The organism is Devosia sp. YIM 151766, from assembly GCF_030285925.1.
Classification (GTDB): domain Bacteria; phylum Pseudomonadota; class Alphaproteobacteria; order Rhizobiales; family Devosiaceae; genus Devosia.
Genome location: NZ_CP127251.1, coordinates 920,593 through 941,110 on the forward strand (window position 1 = coordinate 920,593; position 20,518 = coordinate 941,110).

Consider the following 20,518-nt stretch of genomic DNA (forward strand, 5'->3'; position numbering starts at 1 on the left):
TGGCTGGGCGGCGTGGGTGGAGCAGCGGGGCTGCGAAGCACGGCGCGGGGTTTCATTAGACAAAGCGGGGTCGGATTGCAAGCGCCTCTGCGCGCCCGGCCGCAATCATCGTTTGCATTGCGCTCCGCCCCCCCTTGCTCTACCTTCTTCGGCGACAATGCAACATGATGTGCGCTCGGGCGCGGCCGGCTGGTCCGGTCCTGCGACCGCGCACGAAGGAGACAGACGTGACCGATTCGAATCGGTCCGCCGCCGCATCGGCTCTCTTGGCCGATGCGGGGTCTGGTGCACCTTCCGGCGCAGTCCGGAAGGATCGGGCCGGCCTTTCGCCGCCCTGGCCCGACCAGCGGACGCCACCCGCCAATGCTCCACGCCGCGCGCGCGGCCCGCTCTATGCCGCCCTCGATCTCGGTACCAATAATTGCCGCCTGCTGATCGCGCGGCCGCATGAACGCGGCTTTCGCGTGCTTGACGGCTTCACGCGCATCGTGCGGCTGGGGGAGGGTGTTTCGGTGACCGGCCGGCTCTCCGACGCGGCGATGGAGCGCACCATGGAAGCGCTGCGCCAATGCCGCAACAAGCTGCGCGACCACCAGCCCATCCGCATGCGCCTGATCGCCACCGAAGCCTGCCGGACGGCGGATAATGGGCTGGCATTTCTGGAGCGCGTGAAGACGGAGCTCGGCCTGAACCTGGAGATCGTCGATCGCCGCACCGAGGCCGAACTGGCCGTTACCGGCTGCGCCGACCTGATCGATGGCCAGACCCAGGGCGCGCTGATGTTCGATATCGGCGGGGGCTCCTCGGAACTGGCCTGGCTGGATTTCCGCGGCGGCCGCCCGCGTTTGCAGGGGCGCATGTCGGCCTCGATCCGATCCTGGCAATCGCTGCCGGTGGGCGTGGTGTCCATCGCCGAGAAATTCGGCGGCGTCGACGTCACCAGGGAAGTGTTCGAGGCCATGGTGAGCCATGTGGCCGCGCATCTGCGCCAGTTTCGCGGCCGCGAAAAGCTGCGGCAGATGATCAGCAATCATCCGGTGCATCTGATCGGCACTTCGGGTACGGTCACCACGCTGGCGGGCCTGCATCTGGGCCTGGAGCGCTATGAGCGGCAGAAGGTGGATGGCTTGTGGATGCGGCGCGACCAGGTCGACGAGACCATGCGCGCGCTGTTGAGCATGTCCTTCGAGCGGCGCGTCGCCCATCCCTGCATCGGCAGGGACCGGGCGGATCTCGTGCTGCCCGGCTGCGCCATTTTCGAAGCCATCCGCCGCGAATGGCCGACCGAAAAAGTGCGCGTGGCCGATCGGGGGCTGCGCGAGGGTATTCTGATTTCGCTCATGGACGCGGACCGGGCGCAGAAGCGGCCGAACCGCTATCCGAGGAGGCAGGGCAATGGCCAATAACAAGGCATTGGGCACCGGTGGGCGCAAGTCCGACCGCGACCTCAAGATTAGGGTGAAGACCGCCAAGGGCCGCAAGGTGGCGTCCACCAAATGGCTGGAACGGCAGCTCAACGACCCCTATGTCGCCCGCGCCCGCTCGGAAGGCTATCGCTCCCGCGCCGCCTTCAAGATCAAGGAAATGGACGAAAAGCATAAGCTCTTCAAAAAGGGCATGCATGTCGTCGATCTGGGCGCGGCGCCCGGCGGCTGGTCGCAGATCGCGGCCAAGGCCGTCGGCTCGACCGTCGAGAACCCGCTGGTCGTGGGCATCGATTATCTCGACATGGACCCCATTCCCGGCGTCATCCTGCTGAAGAAGGATTTCACCGAGGACGACGCGCCCGCCCTGCTGATCGAGGCCCTGGGCGGCCACCAGGCGGATGTGGTGATGAGCGACATGGCCTGGCCGACCACGGGCCATCGTCCCACCGATCATCTGCGCATCATTCACCTCATCGAAATCGCCGCCGACTTCGCCATTCAGGTGCTCAAGCCCGGCGGCTCCTTCGTCGCCAAGGTATTCCAGGGCGGCACCGAGCATGAATTGCTGCACATGCTCAAACGGCATTTCAAATCGACCGTTCACTCCAAGCCGCCCGCCAGCCGCTCGGGCTCGGCCGAGGCCTATCTGGTCGCCAAGGGGTTCAAGGGGCGCGATAGTGTCGAGGCCGAAGAGGAATAGGGCGAACTCTCGGCGGCTCTGCCCGTTATCGTCATGAACCTGCCAACAAGGAGCATGCAATGGCCGTCACCCGTCGCAATGAAGAGCGTTTTCTCGATGCGGATGAGCGCAAGCTCGTGGCCCAGGCCCGTCATCCCGGTCTTGGCGAAATGAAGGCCGATGACCTGCGCAAGCTGGCGCGCCATCTGCGCGAGCGCCGGGACAAGGCGGCGCGGGCCGTGCGCACCGGCAATCGCGCCGCCCGCGGCCAGGACCATGCTGGCCATGCCGAAACCGGGAACCGGGAGAAAGCGGGGTTGATCCAGGCCGCCATCGCCCGGGTGAACAAGGAATTCGCGCGCCGCGACGAGGCCCGCGAATAAGCGGCCGCGAGGCCCGGGCGGGTCTCTAATCCTCGCGCCGCGCCCGGTGGCCGGACACATTGCTGCCCGCATCCGGCGGCAGGCGCATATAGACCAAACCGGCAAGGGCGCTGAGGCCGCCGACGGCGAAGAAGGCGATCTGGAAATCCACCAGCGTCAGCTCGCCGCCATTGAGCGAGCTGGAAATCTCGATGATGGCGCCGGCCACGGCCACGCCGAAGGCCACCGAAAGCTGCTGCGCCACCGCGACGATGGCCGTGGCCTGGCTGGCTTCCTCGTCGGAAATATCGGCATAGCCGAGGGCATTGGTGCCGGTGAAGAATATCGAGCGCAGCACGCCTCCGGCGATGAGCACCAGCATCATCAGCGGCACTGCGGTTTCGGCGGTGAACAATCCCTGCGCCGCGATCAGCAACCCGCCGAACAGCGCGGCGAAGCCGAGTATGCGCGAGAAGCCGAAGCGGGAGAAGATGCGCTCGGCGATGAACTTGCTCATGATCGCCCCGATGGCCGAAACGAAGGTGATGGCCCCCGATTCAAACGGATTGAGCCCGAAACCGAGCTGCAGCATCAATGGCAGCAGGAATGGCACGGCGCCCACCCCGATCCGGAACAGCGAGCCGCCGGTGATCGAGGAGCGGAACAGCTTGTGCCGTAGCAGTTTCGGATCGAGCAGGGGATATTTCGTCTTGCGCGCATGCCGCAGGTAGAGCAGGGCGGCAATGGCCCCGACCGCCAGCGTCACATAGCCATAGATGATCGGCAGGGCCGGCAGGCTGACCACGGACAGGCCGAATACCAGTCCCGAAAACGCCAAGGCGGCGATGAGAAAACCGACGAGATCGACGGGGCGGGGCGTCCGCTCATCCGGCACTTGCAGGAATATTCCCGCCAGGATGATCCCGGCAATGCCGATGGGAATGTTGATCCAGAAAATCCAGTGCCAGGAAAGATAGGTGGTGAGGAAGCCGCCGATCAAGGGGCCGGTCACCGGCGCGATCAGTGCCGGAACGGTGAGCCAGGCCATGGCCGCTACCAATTCGTTCCGCGGCGTCGACCGCACCAGCAAGAGCCGGCCCACCGGGGTCATCATCGAGGACCCTATGCCCTGGAAGAACCGTGACAGCACGAAGGTTTCGAGCGAAAACGAAAAGGCGCAGGCCAGCGAGCCGAGCATGAACACGAAAATGGCCAGCCGGAACACGTTCTTGGCGCCGAACCGGTCGGCCAGCCAGCCGCTGATGGGAATGAAGATGGCCAAAGCCACGAAATAGGCGGTCAGCGCCAGTTTCAGCGCTGTCGGCTCGGTGCCGATATCGGCCGCGATGGCGGGTAGCGACGTGGCGATGACGGTGGAATCCATCTGTTCCATGAACAGGGCCACCGCCAATATGAGCGGGGTAATGCGGATCAAGATGCGATGGACCGATGAATCGGAAATGGGCTGCGAGAGCAGTTTAGCCAGTATGGGCCGATGTTGCCGGGCCGGCCAGCCCCCAGACCGAGATTCTCCTTTTGCATCGGGCGCGCCTGCACTAGGCAAAGCCGCTTGCCGGTGCTATTGACCCTCGCCAACCTGAACCCGCGCCTCCTCGTCGCCGGTTCACATTCCAACATCTCTGATTGTATTCAGTAGGCAGGAAGGGTCTGGCCTTGGCGAAGATTATTACTACCATCACCGGCGATGCGGCGCTCACGTTCGACGATGTGCTGCTCCAGCCGGCGCGCTCCGACATCCTGCCCACGGAAACCGATATTTCCACCTATGTCACCAAGGATATAGCGCTCAATCTTCCCATTCTGTCCTCGGCCATGGACACGGTCACCGAAGCCAATATGGCCATTGCCATGGCCCAGGCCGGCGGCATGGGCGTGATCCACAAGAATCTCACCGCCGCCGAGCAGGCCGAGCAGGTGCGCATGGTCAAGTCCTTCGAAAGCGGCATGGTGGTGAACCCCATCACCATCGGCCCCGAAGCCACTTTGGCCGATGCGCTCGGCCTCATGCAGGCGAGCCGCATATCGGGCATCCCGGTGGTGGAAAACGGTGGCAGCGGCGGCCGCATGACCGGCAGGCTCGTCGGCATCCTCACCAATCGCGACGTGCGCTTCGCCTCCAATCCCAACCAGCCGGTTTCCGAGCTGATGACGCACCAGAATCTCATCACCGTGCGCGACGGGGTCTCCAAGGAGGAAGCCAAGGTTCTGCTGCATCGCCACCGCATCGAAAAGCTGCTGGTGGTGGATGCGGACTATCATTGCATCGGCCTCATCACCGTCAAGGATATCGAAAAGGCCCAGCTCAATCCCAATGCCGTCAAGGACGAGCAGGGGCGTCTGCGTGTGGCCGCCGCCTCCACTGTCGGCGACAATGGTTTCGAGCGCTCGCTGGCGCTGATCGATGCCGGCGTCGACCTCCTGGTCATCGATACGGCCCATGGCCATTCCGTCCGCGTCGCCGAGGCGGTCGAGCGCGTCAAGCGCGAGAGCAATTCCACCCGCATCGTCGCCGGCAATGTCGCTACCGCCGAGGCCACCAGGGCGCTGATCGATGCCGGCGCCGACGCTGTCAAGGTCGGTATCGGGCCGGGCTCCATCTGCACCACCCGCATCGTCGCCGGTGTCGGCGTACCCCAGCTCGCCGCCGTCATGGCCTGCGCCGAGGAAGCCGCGAAATCGGGCGTGCCGGTCATCGCCGATGGCGGCATCAAGTTTTCCGGCGATCTGGCCAAGGCCCTGGCCGGCGGCGCCTCCTGCGTCATGGTCGGCTCGCTGCTGGCCGGCACCGACGAAAGCCCCGGCGAAGTCTATCTCTACCAGGGCCGCTCCTATAAATCCTATCGCGGCATGGGCTCGGTCGGGGCCATGGGCGCCGGCTCCGCCGACCGCTATTTCCAGCAGGATGTGCGCGACCAGATGAAGCTGGTGCCCGAAGGCATCGAGGGCCAGGTGCCCTATAAGGGCGCGGTCGGCGCGGTGCTGCACCAGCTTGCCGGCGGGCTGCGCGCTTCCATGGGCTATACCGGCGCGCATAATCTTCGGGATTTCCGCGACAATTCGGTCTTCGTGAAGATTTCCAGCGCGGCGCTGGGCGAGAGCCATGTGCATGACGTGAAGATTACCCGTGAAGCCCCGAACTATCGCAGCGGGCGCTGACCATGCGCTTCCCCGGCCGTCTCGCCGCCGCCATTGACGTCCTGACCGATATGGACCAGCGCAAGCGCCCGGTTTCCGAGGCGCTGCGGGCCTGGGGGCTCAACAATCGCTTCGCCGGGGCTGGCGACCGCGCCGCCATCGGCAATCTGGTCTATGACGCGTTGCGCCGCCGCGCCTCCCATGCCTTCGCCATGGGCAGCGATACGCCGCGCGCTCTGGTATTGGCCGTGGCCCTGCGCGATTGGGGCGAAACCGGCGACAGCCTCAACGCCGCCTTTGCCGGCGACAGCCACGCGCCCGCGCCCGTGACGCCGGAAGAATATGCCGGCGCCAATGCCGATCTGTCGCAAGCGCCGGACGCCACGCGCGCCGATGTCCCCGAATGGCTGGCCCCCTCGCTAGAGCGCGCTTTCGGCGCCCGATGGGTCGCGGAGGGCGAGGCCATGGCCGGGCGGCCCTCGCTCGATCTGCGCGCCAATGCGCTCAAGGCCTCGCCGGAAAAGGTGATGAAGTCGCTGCACCGCTTCGCGCCCCGATTGGCTGAAATCGCGCCGTTCGGCCTCACCATGCCGGCCGGGCCGCGCGACGCCCGGACCCCCAATGTCACCAATGACGAGGGCTATCTCAAAGGCTGGTTCGATGTGCAGGATCAGGGCAGCCAGATCGTCGCGGCTCTTGCCGGGGCCCGCGAGAGCGAGCAGGTGCTTGACCTCTGCGCCGGGGCCGGGGGCAAGACCCTGGCGCTTGCGGCGGCCATGGGCAATAAGGGCCAGATCTTCGCCTATGACAGCGACCGCGCCCGGCTGGCGCCCATCTATGACCGGCTGAAGCGCAATGGCGTCCGCAATGTTCAGGTGCGACCGCCCAATCCCGGCGCGCTCGACGATCTTGTCGAGAAAATGGACCGGGTCGTGGTCGATGCACCCTGTACGGGCACCGGCACCTGGCGCCGCCGGCCCGACACCAAGTGGAAGCTGACGCCGGAATTGCTGGCACAGCGCCAGGCCGAACAGGCCGCCCTGCTGCTGGAGGCCGCGCCTTACCTCAAGCCCGGCGGCGTTCTGGTCTATATCACCTGCTCCATCCTGCCGGAGGAGAACGACGACCAGGTGGCCGCGTTTCTCGCCACCCATTCAGGGTTCGCATCCCTCGATATCGCCCAGGCCTGGCGCCAGACATTGATCACCGACCTACCAGGGGACCTAGCAACACCAGCCGGCGGCCTCTGCCTCACGCCGCGCCGGACCGGCACCGACGGATTTTATTGCCACCTGCTGCACAAGTCCGGCTGAGATATCGCAGTCCCCCTCATCCGGCGCTGCGCGCCACCTTCTCCCCGAGGGGGAGAAGAACAGGCCGGCGCCCCCTCTTATTCCTCTCCCCCTCGGGGAGAGGGTGGATCGGCCGCAGGCCGAGACGGGTGAGGGGGGAGCCTTCACAAATAACGGGTGAGGGGGAAACCTCCACAAATACGGACTTTCCCACATCCGTGAACCTTCGGCCCGCCCGCCCGTTCTCGTCAGGCATTGAGCTGAAAGGGAGCGTCATGTCCGCCGCAACTGCCTATAGAACGCCGCAAAGCTGGATTGCCCTTGCCGTTTTTCTGCTGCTCGTGATCGGAATCGGGGCGCTGATCGGCACGCAATCGGTGCCCGGCGATTGGTACGACAATCTCGTCAAGCCGCCGCTCAATCCCCCCAGCGCGGTTTTCGCTCCGGTCTGGTTCACGCTTTACGTGATGATCGCTTTGGCCGGGTGGCGCGTCTGGGTCGAGGCGCCGCGCTCCAATGCCATGATGCTGTGGGGCGCGCAAATGCTGCTCAACTGGGCCTGGTCGCCGTCATTCTTCGTCGCCCAGCAACCTTGGCTGGCCTTCGTCATCATCGCCGCCATGTGGCTCAGCATCCTGGGCTTCATCCTGGTCGTGCGCAAACGCGACCTGCTGGCGGCGTGGTTGTTCGCGCCCTATCTGGCCTGGGTGAGCTTTGCCGCCTATCTCAATCTTTCGATCGCCATCCTCAATCCTTAGCTGAAACCGATGGATTGCATGGCTCCTCGTCGCAACGCCGCGCTTGCGGAATCCGCATGGCGGGGCTAAAGCCTCGCCATGCAGCTCACAGACACCGCCCCGCTCAACGACACCATCCTCATCGTCGATTTCGGCTCGCAGGTCACCCAGTTGATCGCCCGCCGCATCCGCGAAACTGGTGTCTATTGTGAAATTCATCCCTTCCAGTCCGCCGGCGCCGCCATGGTCGCCCTGCGGCCGAAAGGCGTGGTATTGTCGGGCGGTCCGGCGTCCACGCTGCACGAAAACGCCCCGACCATCGATCCGGCAATCCTGGCCGCCAATGTGCCGATCCTGGGCATCTGCTATGGTCAGCAGGCGCTTTGCGTGGCCCTGGGCGGCAAGGTCGAGGCCGGCCATCACCGCGAATTCGGCCGCGCCGAAGTCACCATCCACAAGCCCGCCGCGCTCTATGACGGCGTCTGGGATGTGGGCACCGATCATCAGGTATGGATGAGCCACGGCGATCGCGTCGTGGCGCTGCCCGAGGGTTTTGAAGTCGTCGGCACCTCGCCCAACGCCCCCTTCGCGATAATCGCCAATGAGGCCCGGCGCATCTGGGCGGTGCAATTCCACCCCGAAGTGGTGCACACACCCGACGGCTCCAGGCTCTACGCCAATTTCGTGCACGAAATCTGCGGCATCCAGTCCAATTGGACCATGTCCGCCTATCGCCAGAAGATGATCGAGAAGATCCGCGAACAGGTCGGTACCGGCAGGGTGATCTGCGGCCTGTCCGGCGGCGTCGATTCCTCGGTCGCCGCCGTGCTGATCCACGAAGCCATCGGCGATCAGCTGACCTGCATCTATGTCGATCACGGCCTGATGCGCCTGAACGAGAGCGAACAGGTCGTTACCATGTTCCGCGACCAGTTCAATATCCCGCTGGTTCATGTCGATGCGTCCCGGAAATTCCTCGGGGAACTCGAAGGCCAGTCCGATCCCGAAACCAAGCGCAAGATCATCGGCCGCCTGTTCATCGAAGTGTTCGAGGACGAGGCCAAAAAGCTCGGCGGCGCCGAATTCCTGGCGCAGGGCACGCTCTATCCCGACGTCATCGAATCCGTCTCCTTCACCGGCGGGCCCTCGGTCACCATCAAGTCGCATCACAATGTCGGCGGCCTGCCCGAGCGCATGAACATGCAGCTCGTCGAGCCGCTGCGCGAATTGTTCAAGGACGAGGTCCGCGCCCTTGGCCGCGAATTGGGCATTCCCGAAAGCTTTATCGGCCGCCATCCCTTTCCGGGCCCGGGCCTCGCCATCCGTTGCCCCGGCGGCGTCACCCCGGAAAAGCTCGACCTGCTTCGCCGCGCCGACGCCATCTATCTCGATGAAATCCGCAAATCCGGCCAATATGACAAGATCTGGCAGGCTTTCGCGGTGCTGCTGCCGGTGCAGACCGTCGGGGTCATGGGCGACGGCCGCACCTACGAATTCGTCTGCGCCCTGCGCGCCGTCACCTCGGTCGATGGCATGACCGCCGATTTCTACCAGTTCGACATGAACTTCCTCGGCAAGACCGCCACCCGCATCATCAACGAAGTCCGCGGCATCAATCGCGTCGTTTACGACGTCACCTCCAAGCCGCCGGGGACCATCGAGTGGGAATGATCGCCTGCCGCGGCTGATCTCGGCAGCTCTTTTCCGAACCGCCTCGTCGCGCAGCGCGGTTGAAGATTATTGATTGGGCGCCGTTCGGTTTGCAATCCGGAGGGCGCGTGATAAAGCTGCGCGCACTTTCGAACCTATCGGCGGCCGCCATGTCCAACGAGAATATCTTCCGCGAAATCGATGAAGAATTGCGCTCCGACCGCATGCGGGCATTGTGGCGCCGTTATGCGCCCTTCGTCATCGGCGGCGCCATCGCCATCGTGGCCCTTGTCGCGGTCAATGAAGGCTGGGCCTGGTACACCAAGAGCCAGTCCTCGCAGTCCTCGCAGGAGCTTTACGCCGCGCTCGACGCGGCCGAGCGGGGCGATCTGAGCGCGGCGCAGGCGCAGCTCGATCAGCTTGCCGCCGATGGCTCCGGCGGTTATCCGGCATTGGCCGAATTCCGCAAGGCCGCGCTTCTCGCCGAACAGGACGATGTGACCGGCGCCATCGCCGCCTATGATGCCCTCGCCAATACGCAATCCAATATGCGCCTGCGCGACTTGGCGCTGCTGCTGGCCGGCAATCTTCTGGTCGATAGCGGCTCGCTGGCCGATGTGGAAACGCGCATCGGCACCCTGGCGACCGACGACAGCCAATTGCGCCGCGTCGCCCGCGAATTGCTTGGCCTCGCCCAGTACAAGGCCGGCGACTTTGCCGCCGCCCAGGCCAGCTTCCAGGCCGTGCTCGACGACCCCCTGGCCACGGCGAGCCTTAGAAACCGCATGGCCTATTACCTGGCGCAGATGCTTTCCGCCGGCACGGCCAGTCTGCCGGAGCCGGTCGAGGCCGCCGCCGCAGACGAGCCGCTCGCGGAATAAGCCGGCTCCGCCGAAGGGAAAACCGCCATGACGGTCACACTTGCAATTGTCGGCCGTCCCAATGTGGGCAAGTCCACCCTGTTCAACCGGCTGGTCGGCCGCAAGATCGCCCTGGTCGACGACACGCCGGGCGTCACCCGCGACCGCCGCGAGGCCGAGGGCCGCATTGCCGATCTGAGCTTCCGGGTGCTCGACACCGCCGGCTATGAGGATGTCCGCGATGGCAGCCTCGAAGATCGCATGCGCCAGCAGACCGAACTGGCGATTGCCGAAGCCGAAATCATCCTGTTCATGATCGATGCCCGCGCCGGCGTCGTGCCGCTCGACCAGCGCTTCGCCCAGGTGCTGCGCAAGGCCGGCAAACAGGTGCATCTGGTCGGCAACAAGGCCGAAAGTTCCGCCGCCGAAGCCGGGCTGGTGGAGGCCTTCAAGCTGGGCTTTGGCGAGCCCATCGCGCTTTCGGCCGAACATGGCCTGGGCCTGTCGGAGCTGTATTCGATCGTCTCGGCGGCCATCGACAAGGCCGCCGAGGAAAAGGCCGCTGCCGAAGATGCGGAAGCCGTGGGCGATCTGGACATCATGCCCGAGGTCGATGTCGACATCACCCCCGATATGCTGGAAGGGGAGGGCGACGAGGCCACCCTGCGCTGGAATCCGCGCCGCTATCTCAACGTCGCCATTGTCGGGCGCCCCAATGCCGGCAAGTCCACCCTGGTCAATCGCATGGTCGGCGAGGATCGCCTGCTGGTCGGCCCCGAGGCCGGCATTACCCGCGATTCCATTCTGGTGCCCTGGGAATGGCAGGGCCGCACCATCAATCTGGTGGATACGGCCGGTATCCGCCGCCGCGCCCGCGTCACCCAGAAGCTGGAAAAGCTGGCCGTCGGCGACAGCCTGCGCTCCATTCAATATGCCGAAGTGGTGGTGCTGCTGCTCGACGCCACCGTGCCTTTCGAAAAGCAGGATCTGGCTTTGGCCGACCTGGTCGAGCGCGAAGGCCGGGCCATGGTCATCGCGCTCAATAAATGGGACCTGATCGAGGACAAGAACCGGGCGCTGGCCGATCTGCGCGAGGCCTGCGAGCGCCTGCTGCCGCAGGTGCGCGGCGTGCCGCTGGTGACCTTGTCCGGCCTGACCGGCCGCAATATCGACAAGCTCATGGACGCCATCTTCACCATCGAGCGCAGCTGGAATTCTCACGTTTCCACCGCCCGGCTCAATCGCTGGCTGGCCGGCATGATCGAAGGACATCCGCCCCCAGCCGTGTCCGGCCGCCGCCTCAAGCTGCGCTACATGACCCAGGCCAAGACCCGGCCGCCGAGCTTCATCGTCTTCGCCTCGCGCCCCGATGCGGTGCCGGCATCCTATCAGCGCTATCTGGTCAATGGGCTGCGCGAGGCCTTCGACATGCCCGGCACGCCTATCCGGATGTGGCTGCGCGGCGGCAAGAACCCCTATGTGAACAAGCGCTGACGCGCCGCTGCGGCGATTGCTCCCGGCAATTCATCCGATAGCCTATTCACATCGCCGGTCCTTGCCCTATATTGCGCGCGTCGTAGCACCCCGCCATTGGTCGCGGCGTGCCAATATTGCACTTTGTTGCTTACAGAAATCCTCATCGTCGTCGTTCTCATTCTGGTGAACGGCGCCTTGGCCATGTCGGAGCTGGCCGTCGTTTCTTCCCGTCCCGCGCGCCTCAAGGTCCTGGCCGATCAGGGCAATAAAGGCGCCGCCATCGCCATCGCGCTGGCGGACGATCCGGGCCGCTTCCTTTCCTCCGTGCAGATCGGCATTACTCTTGTCGGCATTCTTTCCGGCGCCTTTTCCGGCGCCACCCTGGGCCTGCGCCTCAGCGAATGGCTGCGCGACATCGGGGCTCCGGCCAATATCGCCGATGTTGGCGGCGTCGGCGTGGTGGTCGTAATCATCACTTACGGCTCGCTGATCCTGGGCGAATTGGTGCCCAAGCAGATCGCCTTGCGCAATCCCGAGGCCGTGGCCTCGCGCGTTGCCGGCCCCATGTTCATGCTGGCCCGCATCGGCACGCCCATCGTCTGGCTGCTCGACGTTTCCGGCAAGCTGGTGCTGCGCCTGCTGGGGCAGGGCGGGCAGGCCGAGGATTCGGTCACCGAAGAGGAAGTCCGCACCATCATCGCCGAGGCGACCACTGCCGGCATCCTGGAAACCGAGGAACACTCGATGATTTCCGGCGTCATGCGCCTGGCCGACCGCTCGGCCCGCGGCATCATGACCCCGCGCCTCGACGTGGTGGTGGTGGACGTCGAGGATACCTATGAGGAAAACCTCAAGACCATTCTCGGCAGCAGCCATTCCAAGGTTCTGGTGCAGGAAGGCGATGCCGATTCCATCCTCGGCGCGCTGTCGCTGTCCGACCTGCTGCCGGCCCTGGCCGCCGGCCAGCAGCCCGACCTGCGCAAGCTGGTGCGGCCGGTGCCCGTGGTCATGGAACATGCCGACGCGCTCGACGTCATCGACGCCATCCGCAGTTCCACCGCGCAATTGGCGCTGGTGGTCGACGAATACGGCCATTTCGAAGGCATCATCACCTTTGGCGACGTGATCGAGGTCATCACCGGCGTCTACAACGAGGAGCCCGGCGACGAGCCGGCAATGGTGCAGCGTTCGGACGGTTCCTGGCTCGTTGCCGGCTGGATGCCCGTCGACGATTTCCGTGAGCGCTTCAAGGTGCCGGTGCCGCGCGACGCCCGTTTCGAGACGCTGGCCGGCTATGTCCTGGCCAGCCTCAACCACCTGCCGACAGTGGGCGAAACCTTCGAGCGCGACGGCTGGCGTTTCGAAGTGGTCGACCTCGACGGCCACCGCATCGACAAAGTGCTGATCGCCCCGCTGGTGACGCCGGGTTAGGGCGTGGTCGCCGGCGACGCCCGATGGGCAAGAGCCCTCGCGTCAAGCGCGAGGGTGACGAGCGGAGGGCGGGATCACGGTTCGCCCGCAATGTCGTTGCTCAACCACGGGGTCATTCTCCAACTACGATGTCATTCCCGCGAAGGCGGGAACCTCTGTTAAAACGGAGGCCCCCGCCTTCGCGGGGGTGACACAGAGAGAAATACGGCAGCAGAGCCGACGAAGTGGCCACGTTCGCGTCCTTCCCCTCGCAGGGCTATCGTCTATGACGTAAATGGCGTGTCTTTCCCGGCTCGTCACCCTCGCGCTTGACGCGAGGGCTCTTGCGATGGACCCACAAATAAAGGACCCTCGCGTCAAGCGCGAGGGTGATGAGCGGAGGGCGGGGTCACGGTTCGCCCGCAATGGCGTTGCCCAACTACGGTGTCATTCCCCAACTACGATGTCATTCCCGCGAAGGTGGGAAGCTCGGTTAAACAACGGAGGCCCCCGCCTTCGCGGGGGTGACACGGAGAGAAATACGCGGCAGCAACGCCCGCGATCTGCACGCTAAGGCGTTCGCCTCCCTCAAACGCCCGACAGGCCTCCCGTACCCGCCTAAAGCCTCATCCCGAACCATACTGCGCCGCTATCCGCGCGCAGGGGGGTGAAGCCGCTGCGGGTCCAGAAGGCGATGCCGCCGGCATTGCTGGCGCTGGCGCCCAGATGGATGCCCCTGATTCCCGCCGCTCTGGCCTGCTCGATCCACATTTCCAGCAAGCGGCTGCCGATGCGCTGGCCGCGCAAGCGGGGCAGCAGGTTCATATGGATATGCGCCGGATAGGCCGCCACCAGCTCCGCCGGCGAGCGGTGCGGGCGCATGATGGTGGCGATGCGATCCCGGTCGGTTGCGGTCATCTCCCTGGCATCGGCATAGCGTTGGCGCAGGGCCGGCCACCAATCGGCCTCCAGCCGTTCGGCGAAGCGGGTGCTGTCGAACGTGCCGACCACATAGCCGGCGACGCCCGCCGCATCCTCGGCCACGAACACGTTTTCCGGCTCCAGCAGCCCATAAGGCGCGGCATAGATATGCCCCAGCAATTGCGGATCGTTATGCAGCGGCGTCGCGTCCGCGCCGGAATCGCCGGTTTCCAGGCATATGCGATAGAGCGCCTCGAGATCGTCCCGCCGGTAGGAACGCAGCGCCGCCATGGTCAGATATCTTCGAAAATGCCGGTTTGGACATTGAACAGGCGTCCGCTTTCGGCGAGGCCGGGGCTGAGCATGTCGATCAGCTTCGGCGCGATATCCGTCGGCGGTGGCAGGGTGTCGGGGTTTTCTCCCGGCATGGCCTTGGCCCGCATCGCGGTGCGGACGGCGCCGGGATAGAACACATTGGCCCGCACCTTGGTCTGGGCCACTTCTCCGGCATAGGATTTGACCAGCGCATCCAGCGCCGCCTTGCTGGCCGCATATAGCCCCCAGAACGGGCGGGCGGACCGCGCCGACGAGGAGGACACGAAAACGGCGCGCCCCGCCTCGGCCTGGCGCAACAGCAGGTCCAGCGAGCGCAGCAAGCGGTAATTGGCCGTCACATTGACCGACAGCACCTTGTCGAAATCGTCCGGCTTGATATGAGCCACCGGGCTCAGCACGCCCAATTGGCCGGCATTGGCCACCAGCCCGTCCAGATGCCCCCAGCGCTCGAAGATCGCCGCGCCGAGCCGGTCGATGGCCTCGCCGTCGCGCAGGTCCATCGGCACCAGCGTCGCCGAGCCGCCGAGCTTTTGAATTTCGTCGTCGATATCCTCAAGGCCGCCAACGGTGCGCGCCACCGCGATCACATGCGCACCGCGGCGCGCCGCCTCCAGGCTCGCCGCATAGCCGATGCCGCGCGATGCTCCGGTGACCAGCACGACCTTGCCGGCCAGTTCGTCATTGTCTGTCATTAGCCCGCTTCCTTGAGCAGTGAAATCTGCTTGGGGTCGCTCATGGTCCGGCCATTGAGATCGGTCAAGTGCGTCGGGTAGTCGCCGGTGAAGTAATGGTCGGTGAATTGCGGCGCCTTCATATTGCGCCTCTCCCCGCCCACGGCCTCATAGACCCCGTCAATGGAGAGGAATTGCAGCGAATCCGCCCCGATATAGCGGCACATCGCCTCCAGGTCGGCATATTGATTGGCCAGCAGCTTGTCCGGGTCCGGCGTGTCGATGCCGTAATAATCGGAATGGAAGATCATCGGGCTGGCGACGCGGATATGCACTTCGGTGGCCCCGGCATCGCGCATCATCTGCACGATCTTGATCGAGGTGGTGCCGCGCACGATGGAATCGTCGATCAGCACCACGCGCTTGCCGGCGATTTCGGCGCGATTGGCCGAGTGTTTGAGGCGCACGCCGAAGGCGCGAATCTGCTGGGTCGGCTCGATGAAGGTGCGGCCCACATAATGGTTGCGGATGATGCCCAGCTCGAACGGAATGCCGCTCTGCTGCGCATAGCCGATGGCCGCCGGCGTGCCGCCATCGGGCACCGGCACCACCACATCGGCGGCCACCGGCGCTTCCTTGGCCAGATTGATGCCCATATTCTTGCGCGCCTTATAGACGCTGCGGCCCGAAACCACCGAATCGGGGCGGGCGAAATAGACATATTCGAACAGGCAGGGCCGCTCGGCGACCTTGCGGGCCGGCTTGCGCGCCTCCACGCTGATCGAGCCGTCCGGCTGGATTTCGCAGATGATGACTTCGCCGTTCTCGACGTCGCGGATATATTTCGCGCCGATAATGTCGAGGGCGCAGGTTTCCGAGCAGAAGATCGGCTTGCCGTCCAGCTCTCCCATCACCAGCGGCCGGATGCCCACCGGATCGCGCGCCGCGATCAGCTTGGTGCGAGTCATGGCCAGCATGGCATAGCCGCCTTCCATCTGGCGGATGGCGTCGATGAAGCGGTCGGTGCTGGAGGAATGGCGCGACCGGGCGATCAGGTGCAGCACCACTTCGGTATCCGAGGTCGACTGGCAGATGGCGCCGGTGGCGATGATCTGCCGGCGCAGCGTCAGCCCATTGGTGAAATTGCCATTGTGAGCAACGGCGATGCCGCCCACTTCCAGTTCCGCGAACAATGGCTGCACATTGCGCAGCGCCACTTCGCCGGTGGTCGAATAACGGGTATGGCCGATGGAGATATTGCCCGGCAGCTTCGCCAGCACGGCCGGATTGGTATAATGGTCGCCCACCAGCCCCATATGCTTTTCCTGGCGGAATTGCCGCCCGTCGAAGCTGACAATGCCGGCCGCTTCCTGCCCGCGATGCTGCAAGGCGTGCAAGCCGAGGGCGGTGAGGGTCGAGGCATCGTCATGCCCCAAAATGCCGAACACGCCGCATTCTTCATGCAGCGTGTCGCCATCGAGATCGAAATCGTCATCGCTGGTATGGGTCACCAGGGTCTCCATGCGAACAGGCAGGGCTCGCTTGCCAATTAGCGCATTTTCCTGCCGGTCACCAATGACAAGTGCGGCCGGCAGGCTTGCGGCGGTGCGCTGCCCGCCAGCGGCCATGGTCAGGCCTGCGGCTCGATCGGCTGGTCGATCACGGGATCGGTGGGGTCGACCGTGCCGTCCATCGTGCCGTCAAGCGGCGCCGGAGGGGCGGGCGTGTCCTCGGTCAGATTGGCGCCGCCGCCATGCAGGATATCGGTCACCTGCTGCTCCAGCCCGTCGGGCAGCATGGAAATCAGCGTGTCGCCCATATTGCGCAGATGCGGCAGCGTCTGCGCATTGGCGGCCCAGTCGGGCAGGTTGTTGGGCAGCAGCCACAGCCCGAAAATGGTGATGACGATGGCGATGAGCACACCGCGCAAGACGCCGAAGACGAAGCCCAGCGTCCGGTCGATCGGCCCGATGCGGCTATCCACCACGAAATCGGCAATGCGCATGGTCAATAGATGCAGCACGATCAGCGCCACGATGAAACTCACCACCACCGTGGCGATATCGGCCACCACCGGCTCGGCGATATATTGCCGGGCGATATCGGGATGATATTGCCACATATAGACGGCGATGGCGGCGGAACCGGCCCAGGTCGCCAGCGAAAGCACTTCACGGGTCAGGCCTCGCGCCGTGGCCAGGATCGCCGAGATCAGCACCAGCACACCCACACCAACGTCGAACGCTGTCAGCATATGTCTTTCGCCTGTTTTCCTGCCATATGGCTTGTTCAAGTATCGGGCTGAAAAGCAGCTGGCCTTTTCAGACAAGTCCGATGCACGACAAATAGATGGAGCGCTAGACCCGATCTATCCGGCCCGGCTGGCGCTATAACGGCGACCTTTAGCGGCTTTGCGGCAACCTGCCAAGGGCAGGGCGCATCCGCAGTCGCAATCTCCCCGAAAACTATTTGTTTACCATGCTCCATGTCCCGATCCGTCCGCCGGCCCAATCTCCCCTGGACCCCATCCTCAGCCTGTCGAAAGACCAGGTCGGCAAATCCGTGCCCTCACCACCCTTCCGGCTCCGGCATCGGGCGTTTTCCCTGCGCGGCGATCCGGCTGACCATGTCGCTCAATTGTGCATATTCGGTGACCTCCAGGCCGCTGCCGCGATCGGCCTTGCCCAGCTTGCCGGTCATCACCGCGCCGAAACCCAGCTTCCGCGCCTCGCGCAGCCGCAAGGCCCCATGCACTACCGGCCTGACGCCGCCCGCCAGCGAGATTTCCCCGAAATAGACCGCGTCGGCCGGCAGCGGCGAGCCGGTCAGCGACGAGATCAGCGCCGCCGCCACGGCCAGGTCCGCCGCCGGCTCGTTGATTTTGAGCCCGCCGGCGACATTGAGATAGATGTCATTGGCGCCGATGCGCACCCCGCAGCGGGTTTCCAGCACCGCCAGCACCATGGAAAGGCGGGAGCTGTCCCAGCCCACCACTGCCCGGCGCGGCGTGCCGAGCGGGGAAGGGGCGACCAAGGCCTGGATTTCGATGAGCAGCGGCCGCGTCCCTTCCATGCCGGCGAACACCGCCGATCCGGCCGCGTCCTTGTCGCGCTGGTCGAGGAACAGCGCCGATGGATTGGCCACCTGTTCCAGCCCGAGCTCGGTCATGGCGAAGACGCCGATCTCGTCGGTGGCGCCATAGCGGTTCTTCACCCCGCGCAGAATGCGGAACGTATGGCTGCTGTCGCCTTCGAAATACAGTACGGCATCGACCATATGCTCGACCACGCGCGGTCCGGCGATCTGCCCGTCCTTGGTGACATGGCCCACCAGCACCACCGCGGCGCCGCTTTTCTTGGCGAACCGCGTCAGCGCCTGCGCCGAGGTACGCACCTGCGTCACGGTGCCCGGCGCCGAATCCACCCTTTCGGTCCACAGCGTCTGGATGGAATCGATGATCACCAGGTCCGGTGGCGCGCCGTTTTCCAGCGTGGCGAGGATGATTTCGACATTGGTTTCGGCGGCCAGCAGCACATCGGCATCGCCCAGTCCCAGCCGCTGCGCCCGCAGCCGCACCTGCGCCACCGCTTCCTCGCCGGACACATAGACGACGCGCTTGCCTTTCCCCGCCAGGGCCGCCGCCGATTGCAGCAGCAGCGTCGATTTGCCGATCCCCGGATCGCCGCCGACCAGCAGGGCCGAGCCCTTGACGAAGCCGCCGCCGGTCACCCGGTCGAGTTCGGCAATGCCGGTGACGACGCGCGCGGCGCTTTCGGTTTCGCCCGACAGCGGCACCAGATTGGTCACCCGTCCGCCCGCCTTGGCCGATTTCGGGCCGGCGCCGACACCGGAATCGACGATTTCCTCGACGATGCTGTTCCACTCGCCGCAGGCATCGCATCGCCCCTGCCAGCGGCTGGTGACCGCCCCGCAGGACTGGCAGACAAAGGTGGATCGGGCCTTCGCCATCTAGACCGACATATCCATAATGAATTTTACCCCCGGTAGCGCTCGCCCGAAACGCTAGCAGGCCGGGATGGTGCTGACAAGAACAAAAAGGGAACTTTTATTGCCCTCTCCCCGGATCGTCACCCTAACGAAGAGCCCTCGCGTCGAGCGCGAGGGTGACGAGCGGCGGTTGTGGCACCTCGTTCGTCACCGCGTCATTCCCGCGAACGCGGGAAACCCTGTTAAATGGAGGCCCCCGCCTTCGCGGGGGTGACACCGGGAACCATGCGGCAATAGCGTGCAGAATGGACAAGGCCCGTCCAGCAAGCCCCCCGGATCGTCACCCTCGCGCCTGACGCGAGGGCTCTTGCGGCGGCCCTCCATAAACACAGACCCCTCGCGTCGAGCGCGAGGGTGACGAGTGAGGTTTTGGCAACAACGGAACCCGCTGTTCACAAGCCCCCGCTAATCCGGCAAATGCCCATCGCCGATATAATTGCGGCTATAGCGGCCCTTGAGGCTGGTCAGCAATTCATAGCCGATCGTGCCCGCCGCTTCGGCCTGCTCGTCCACGTCGACATTCGGTCCCAGCACTTCGGCGCCCTCGCCGGGGCTGGGCAGGTCGGAGCCGAGTTCGGTGATGTCGACGATGGTCAGGTCCATCGAGATCCGGCCGATCACCGGGCAGAGCTTGCCGCGAATGAACACCTTGCCGCCGGGGCGCTGATTGGTGCCCGACAGCGAGCGGAAAAAGCCATCGGCATAGCCATGGCCGAGCACGGCCAGCTTCGAATTGCGATTGAGCGTATAGGTGGCGCCATAGCCCACGCTTTCGCCGGTCCGCCCCTCGGTCACCTGCAGGATGGGTACATGCAGCGTCACCACCGGCTGCATCGGGTTCCTGCGGCCATTGACGGCCCGTCCGCCATACAGCGCGATGCCCGGACGCACCATCTGGAAATGATAGTCGCGGCCCGTCATCAAACCGGCGGAATTGGCCAGCGATGCCGGAATGCCCGGAAATTGCGCCGTGACCGAGCCGAACAGCGCCAATTGCGTGCGGTTCTTCTCGTGGTTCGGCGTGTCGGCGCAGGCCAGGTGGCTCATGATCATCTGCGGCGCGAAACCCAGCTTCTCGATCCGCTCGCGCACCGGGGCGGCCTCGTTCAGCCGGAAGCCCAGCCGGTTGATGCCGGTGTCGAAATGGAAGGCGGCCGGATAGGCCTCGTTGCGCTCGACGCATTTATTGAGCCATTCCTCCAGCATGCCCATGGAGGACAGCACCGGCATCAGGTTCTGCCGGATATAGAGATTGGCCGCGCCGGGATAGAGCCCGTAAAGAATGAAGATATGCGCATCCGGCACGGCGGCGCGCACGGCCATGCCTTCGTCCGGCGTGGCCACGAAGAAGAACCGGGCGCCGGCGGCGTGCAGCGCCTTGCTGGCCATGTCGATGCCGGTGCCATAGGCATCGGCCTTGACCACGGCGGCCGTCAGCGCGCCGGCGCTCACCTTGTCCAGGGCGCGCCAGTTACGGGCCAGGGCCCCCAAATCGATGCTCAATTGGCCGCCAAGGCCGGATGTCAGCGTCAT

Annotated in this window: 17 protein-coding genes; 10 read left to right on the forward strand and 7 right to left on the reverse strand. The window is 64.9% G+C overall.

Going from position 1 to position 20,518, the window contains the following annotated elements; translation table 11 throughout:
- Positions 1-227 precede the first annotated feature (227 nt).
- From O9Z70_RS04430 to O9Z70_RS04440, 3 genes are read left to right on the forward strand one after another with little or no spacing between them, the layout of a single operon-like run.
- Positions 228-1,406 carry a Ppx/GppA phosphatase family protein gene (locus tag O9Z70_RS04430; RefSeq protein WP_286021289.1) on the forward strand — a complete coding sequence of 393 codons (1,179 nt, stop codon included), beginning with the start codon at positions 228-230 and terminating at the stop codon, positions 1,404-1,406.
- Entirely contained in the window at positions 1,396-2,127 is a 732-nt protein-coding gene (locus O9Z70_RS04435) for an RlmE family RNA methyltransferase (RefSeq protein WP_286021290.1), read from the forward strand. Before O9Z70_RS04430 ends, O9Z70_RS04435 begins: the two co-directional genes overlap by 11 nt.
- A gap of 59 nt (positions 2,128-2,186) precedes the next feature.
- Positions 2,187-2,489, forward strand: a complete 303-nt coding sequence (locus O9Z70_RS04440; RefSeq protein ID WP_286021291.1) for a hypothetical protein — start codon at positions 2,187-2,189, stop codon at positions 2,487-2,489.
- 25 nt (positions 2,490-2,514) lie between these two features.
- Here O9Z70_RS04440 and O9Z70_RS04445 read toward each other — a convergent pair whose 3' ends face one another.
- A complete protein-coding gene (locus O9Z70_RS04445) occupies positions 2,515-3,861 on the reverse strand; it encodes an MFS transporter (protein WP_502870183.1) in 1,347 nt (448 codons plus the stop codon).
- Positions 3,862-4,142: 281 nt separating this feature from the next.
- On the opposite strand from O9Z70_RS04445, the gene guaB reads away from it, so the two are divergent.
- From guaB to O9Z70_RS04480, 7 genes are all read left to right on the forward strand, one after another.
- Positions 4,143-5,645, forward strand: a complete 1,503-nt coding sequence (gene guaB, locus O9Z70_RS04450; RefSeq protein ID WP_286021293.1) for an IMP dehydrogenase — start codon at positions 4,143-4,145, stop codon at positions 5,643-5,645.
- 2 nt (positions 5,646-5,647) lie between these two features.
- Positions 5,648-6,937: an RsmB/NOP family class I SAM-dependent RNA methyltransferase gene (locus tag O9Z70_RS04455; protein ID WP_286021294.1), complete on the forward strand. Its 1,290-nt coding sequence runs from the start codon at positions 5,648-5,650 to the stop codon at positions 6,935-6,937.
- A 254-nt stretch (positions 6,938-7,191) separates the two neighbouring features.
- Positions 7,192-7,674, forward strand: coding sequence for a TspO/MBR family protein (locus O9Z70_RS04460; RefSeq protein ID WP_286021295.1), 483 nt, complete (start codon positions 7,192-7,194; stop codon positions 7,672-7,674).
- Between the two features lie 78 nt (positions 7,675-7,752).
- On the forward strand, positions 7,753-9,324 hold the full coding sequence (guaA, locus tag O9Z70_RS04465; protein ID WP_286021296.1) for a glutamine-hydrolyzing GMP synthase: 1,572 nt from the start codon (positions 7,753-7,755) through the stop codon (positions 9,322-9,324).
- 149 nt (positions 9,325-9,473) lie between these two features.
- Positions 9,474-10,184 (forward strand): tetratricopeptide repeat protein, encoded by a 711-nt coding sequence (locus tag O9Z70_RS04470; RefSeq protein ID WP_286021297.1) that lies wholly within the window; start codon positions 9,474-9,476, stop codon positions 10,182-10,184.
- 27 nt (positions 10,185-10,211) lie between these two features.
- Positions 10,212-11,657 (forward strand): ribosome biogenesis GTPase Der, encoded by a 1,446-nt coding sequence (der, locus tag O9Z70_RS04475; protein ID WP_286021298.1) that lies wholly within the window; start codon positions 10,212-10,214, stop codon positions 11,655-11,657.
- A 126-nt stretch (positions 11,658-11,783) separates the two neighbouring features.
- Positions 11,784-13,070, forward strand: coding sequence for a hemolysin family protein (locus O9Z70_RS04480; protein ID WP_286021951.1), 1,287 nt, complete (start codon positions 11,784-11,786; stop codon positions 13,068-13,070).
- 597 nt (positions 13,071-13,667) lie between these two features.
- On the opposite strand, the gene O9Z70_RS04485 is transcribed toward O9Z70_RS04480, so the two are convergent.
- From O9Z70_RS04485 to alr, 6 genes are all read right to left on the reverse strand, one after another.
- Positions 13,668-14,261: a GNAT family N-acetyltransferase gene (locus O9Z70_RS04485; RefSeq protein WP_286021299.1), complete on the reverse strand. Its 594-nt coding sequence runs from the start codon at positions 14,259-14,261 to the stop codon at positions 13,668-13,670.
- Between the two features lie 2 nt (positions 14,262-14,263).
- Positions 14,264-14,998: an SDR family NAD(P)-dependent oxidoreductase gene (locus tag O9Z70_RS04490; protein ID WP_286021300.1), complete on the reverse strand. Its 735-nt coding sequence runs from the start codon at positions 14,996-14,998 to the stop codon at positions 14,264-14,266.
- A complete protein-coding gene (gene purF / locus O9Z70_RS04495) occupies positions 14,998-16,488 on the reverse strand; it encodes an amidophosphoribosyltransferase (RefSeq protein WP_502870160.1) in 1,491 nt (496 codons plus the stop codon). Before purF ends, O9Z70_RS04490 begins: the two co-directional genes overlap by 1 nt.
- A gap of 119 nt (positions 16,489-16,607) precedes the next feature.
- Positions 16,608-17,231, reverse strand: coding sequence for a CvpA family protein (locus tag O9Z70_RS04500; RefSeq protein ID WP_286021301.1), 624 nt, complete (start codon positions 17,229-17,231; stop codon positions 16,608-16,610).
- 314 nt (positions 17,232-17,545) lie between these two features.
- On the reverse strand, positions 17,546-18,946 hold the full coding sequence (gene radA / locus O9Z70_RS04505; RefSeq protein ID WP_286021302.1) for a DNA repair protein RadA: 1,401 nt from the start codon (positions 18,944-18,946) through the stop codon (positions 17,546-17,548).
- A gap of 444 nt (positions 18,947-19,390) precedes the next feature.
- Positions 19,391-20,518: an alanine racemase gene (gene alr / locus O9Z70_RS04510; RefSeq protein ID WP_286021303.1), complete on the reverse strand. Its 1,128-nt coding sequence runs from the start codon at positions 20,516-20,518 to the stop codon at positions 19,391-19,393.

Bases quoted from the DNA above. Each gene is read 5' to 3' on its own strand.
- O9Z70_RS04435 (WP_286021290.1), top strand. From the start codon at position 1,396: ATGGCCAATAACAAGGCATTGGGCACCGGTGGGCGCAAGTCCGACCGC.
- O9Z70_RS04440 (WP_286021291.1), top strand. From the start codon at position 2,187: ATGGCCGTCACCCGTCGCAATGAAGAGCGTTTTCTCGATGCGGATGAG.
- O9Z70_RS04445 (WP_502870183.1), bottom strand. From the start codon at position 3,861: ATGGAACAGATGGATTCCACCGTCATCGCCACGTCGCTACCCGCCATC.
- O9Z70_RS04455 (WP_286021294.1), top strand. From the start codon at position 5,648: ATGCGCTTCCCCGGCCGTCTCGCCGCCGCCATTGACGTCCTGACCGAT.
- O9Z70_RS04460 (WP_286021295.1), top strand. From the start codon at position 7,192: ATGTCCGCCGCAACTGCCTATAGAACGCCGCAAAGCTGGATTGCCCTT.
- guaA (WP_286021296.1), top strand. From the start codon at position 7,753: ATGCAGCTCACAGACACCGCCCCGCTCAACGACACCATCCTCATCGTC.
- O9Z70_RS04470 (WP_286021297.1), top strand. From the start codon at position 9,474: ATGTCCAACGAGAATATCTTCCGCGAAATCGATGAAGAATTGCGCTCC.
- der (WP_286021298.1), top strand. From the start codon at position 10,212: ATGACGGTCACACTTGCAATTGTCGGCCGTCCCAATGTGGGCAAGTCC.
- O9Z70_RS04485 (WP_286021299.1), bottom strand. From the start codon at position 14,261: ATGGCGGCGCTGCGTTCCTACCGGCGGGACGATCTCGAGGCGCTCTAT.
- O9Z70_RS04490 (WP_286021300.1), bottom strand. From the start codon at position 14,998: ATGACAGACAATGACGAACTGGCCGGCAAGGTCGTGCTGGTCACCGGA.
- O9Z70_RS04500 (WP_286021301.1), bottom strand. From the start codon at position 17,231: ATGCTGACAGCGTTCGACGTTGGTGTGGGTGTGCTGGTGCTGATCTCG.
- radA (WP_286021302.1), bottom strand. From the start codon at position 18,946: ATGGCGAAGGCCCGATCCACCTTTGTCTGCCAGTCCTGCGGGGCGGTC.
- alr (WP_286021303.1), bottom strand. From the start codon at position 20,518: ATGACGCTGACATCCGGCCTTGGCGGCCAATTGAGCATCGATTTGGGG.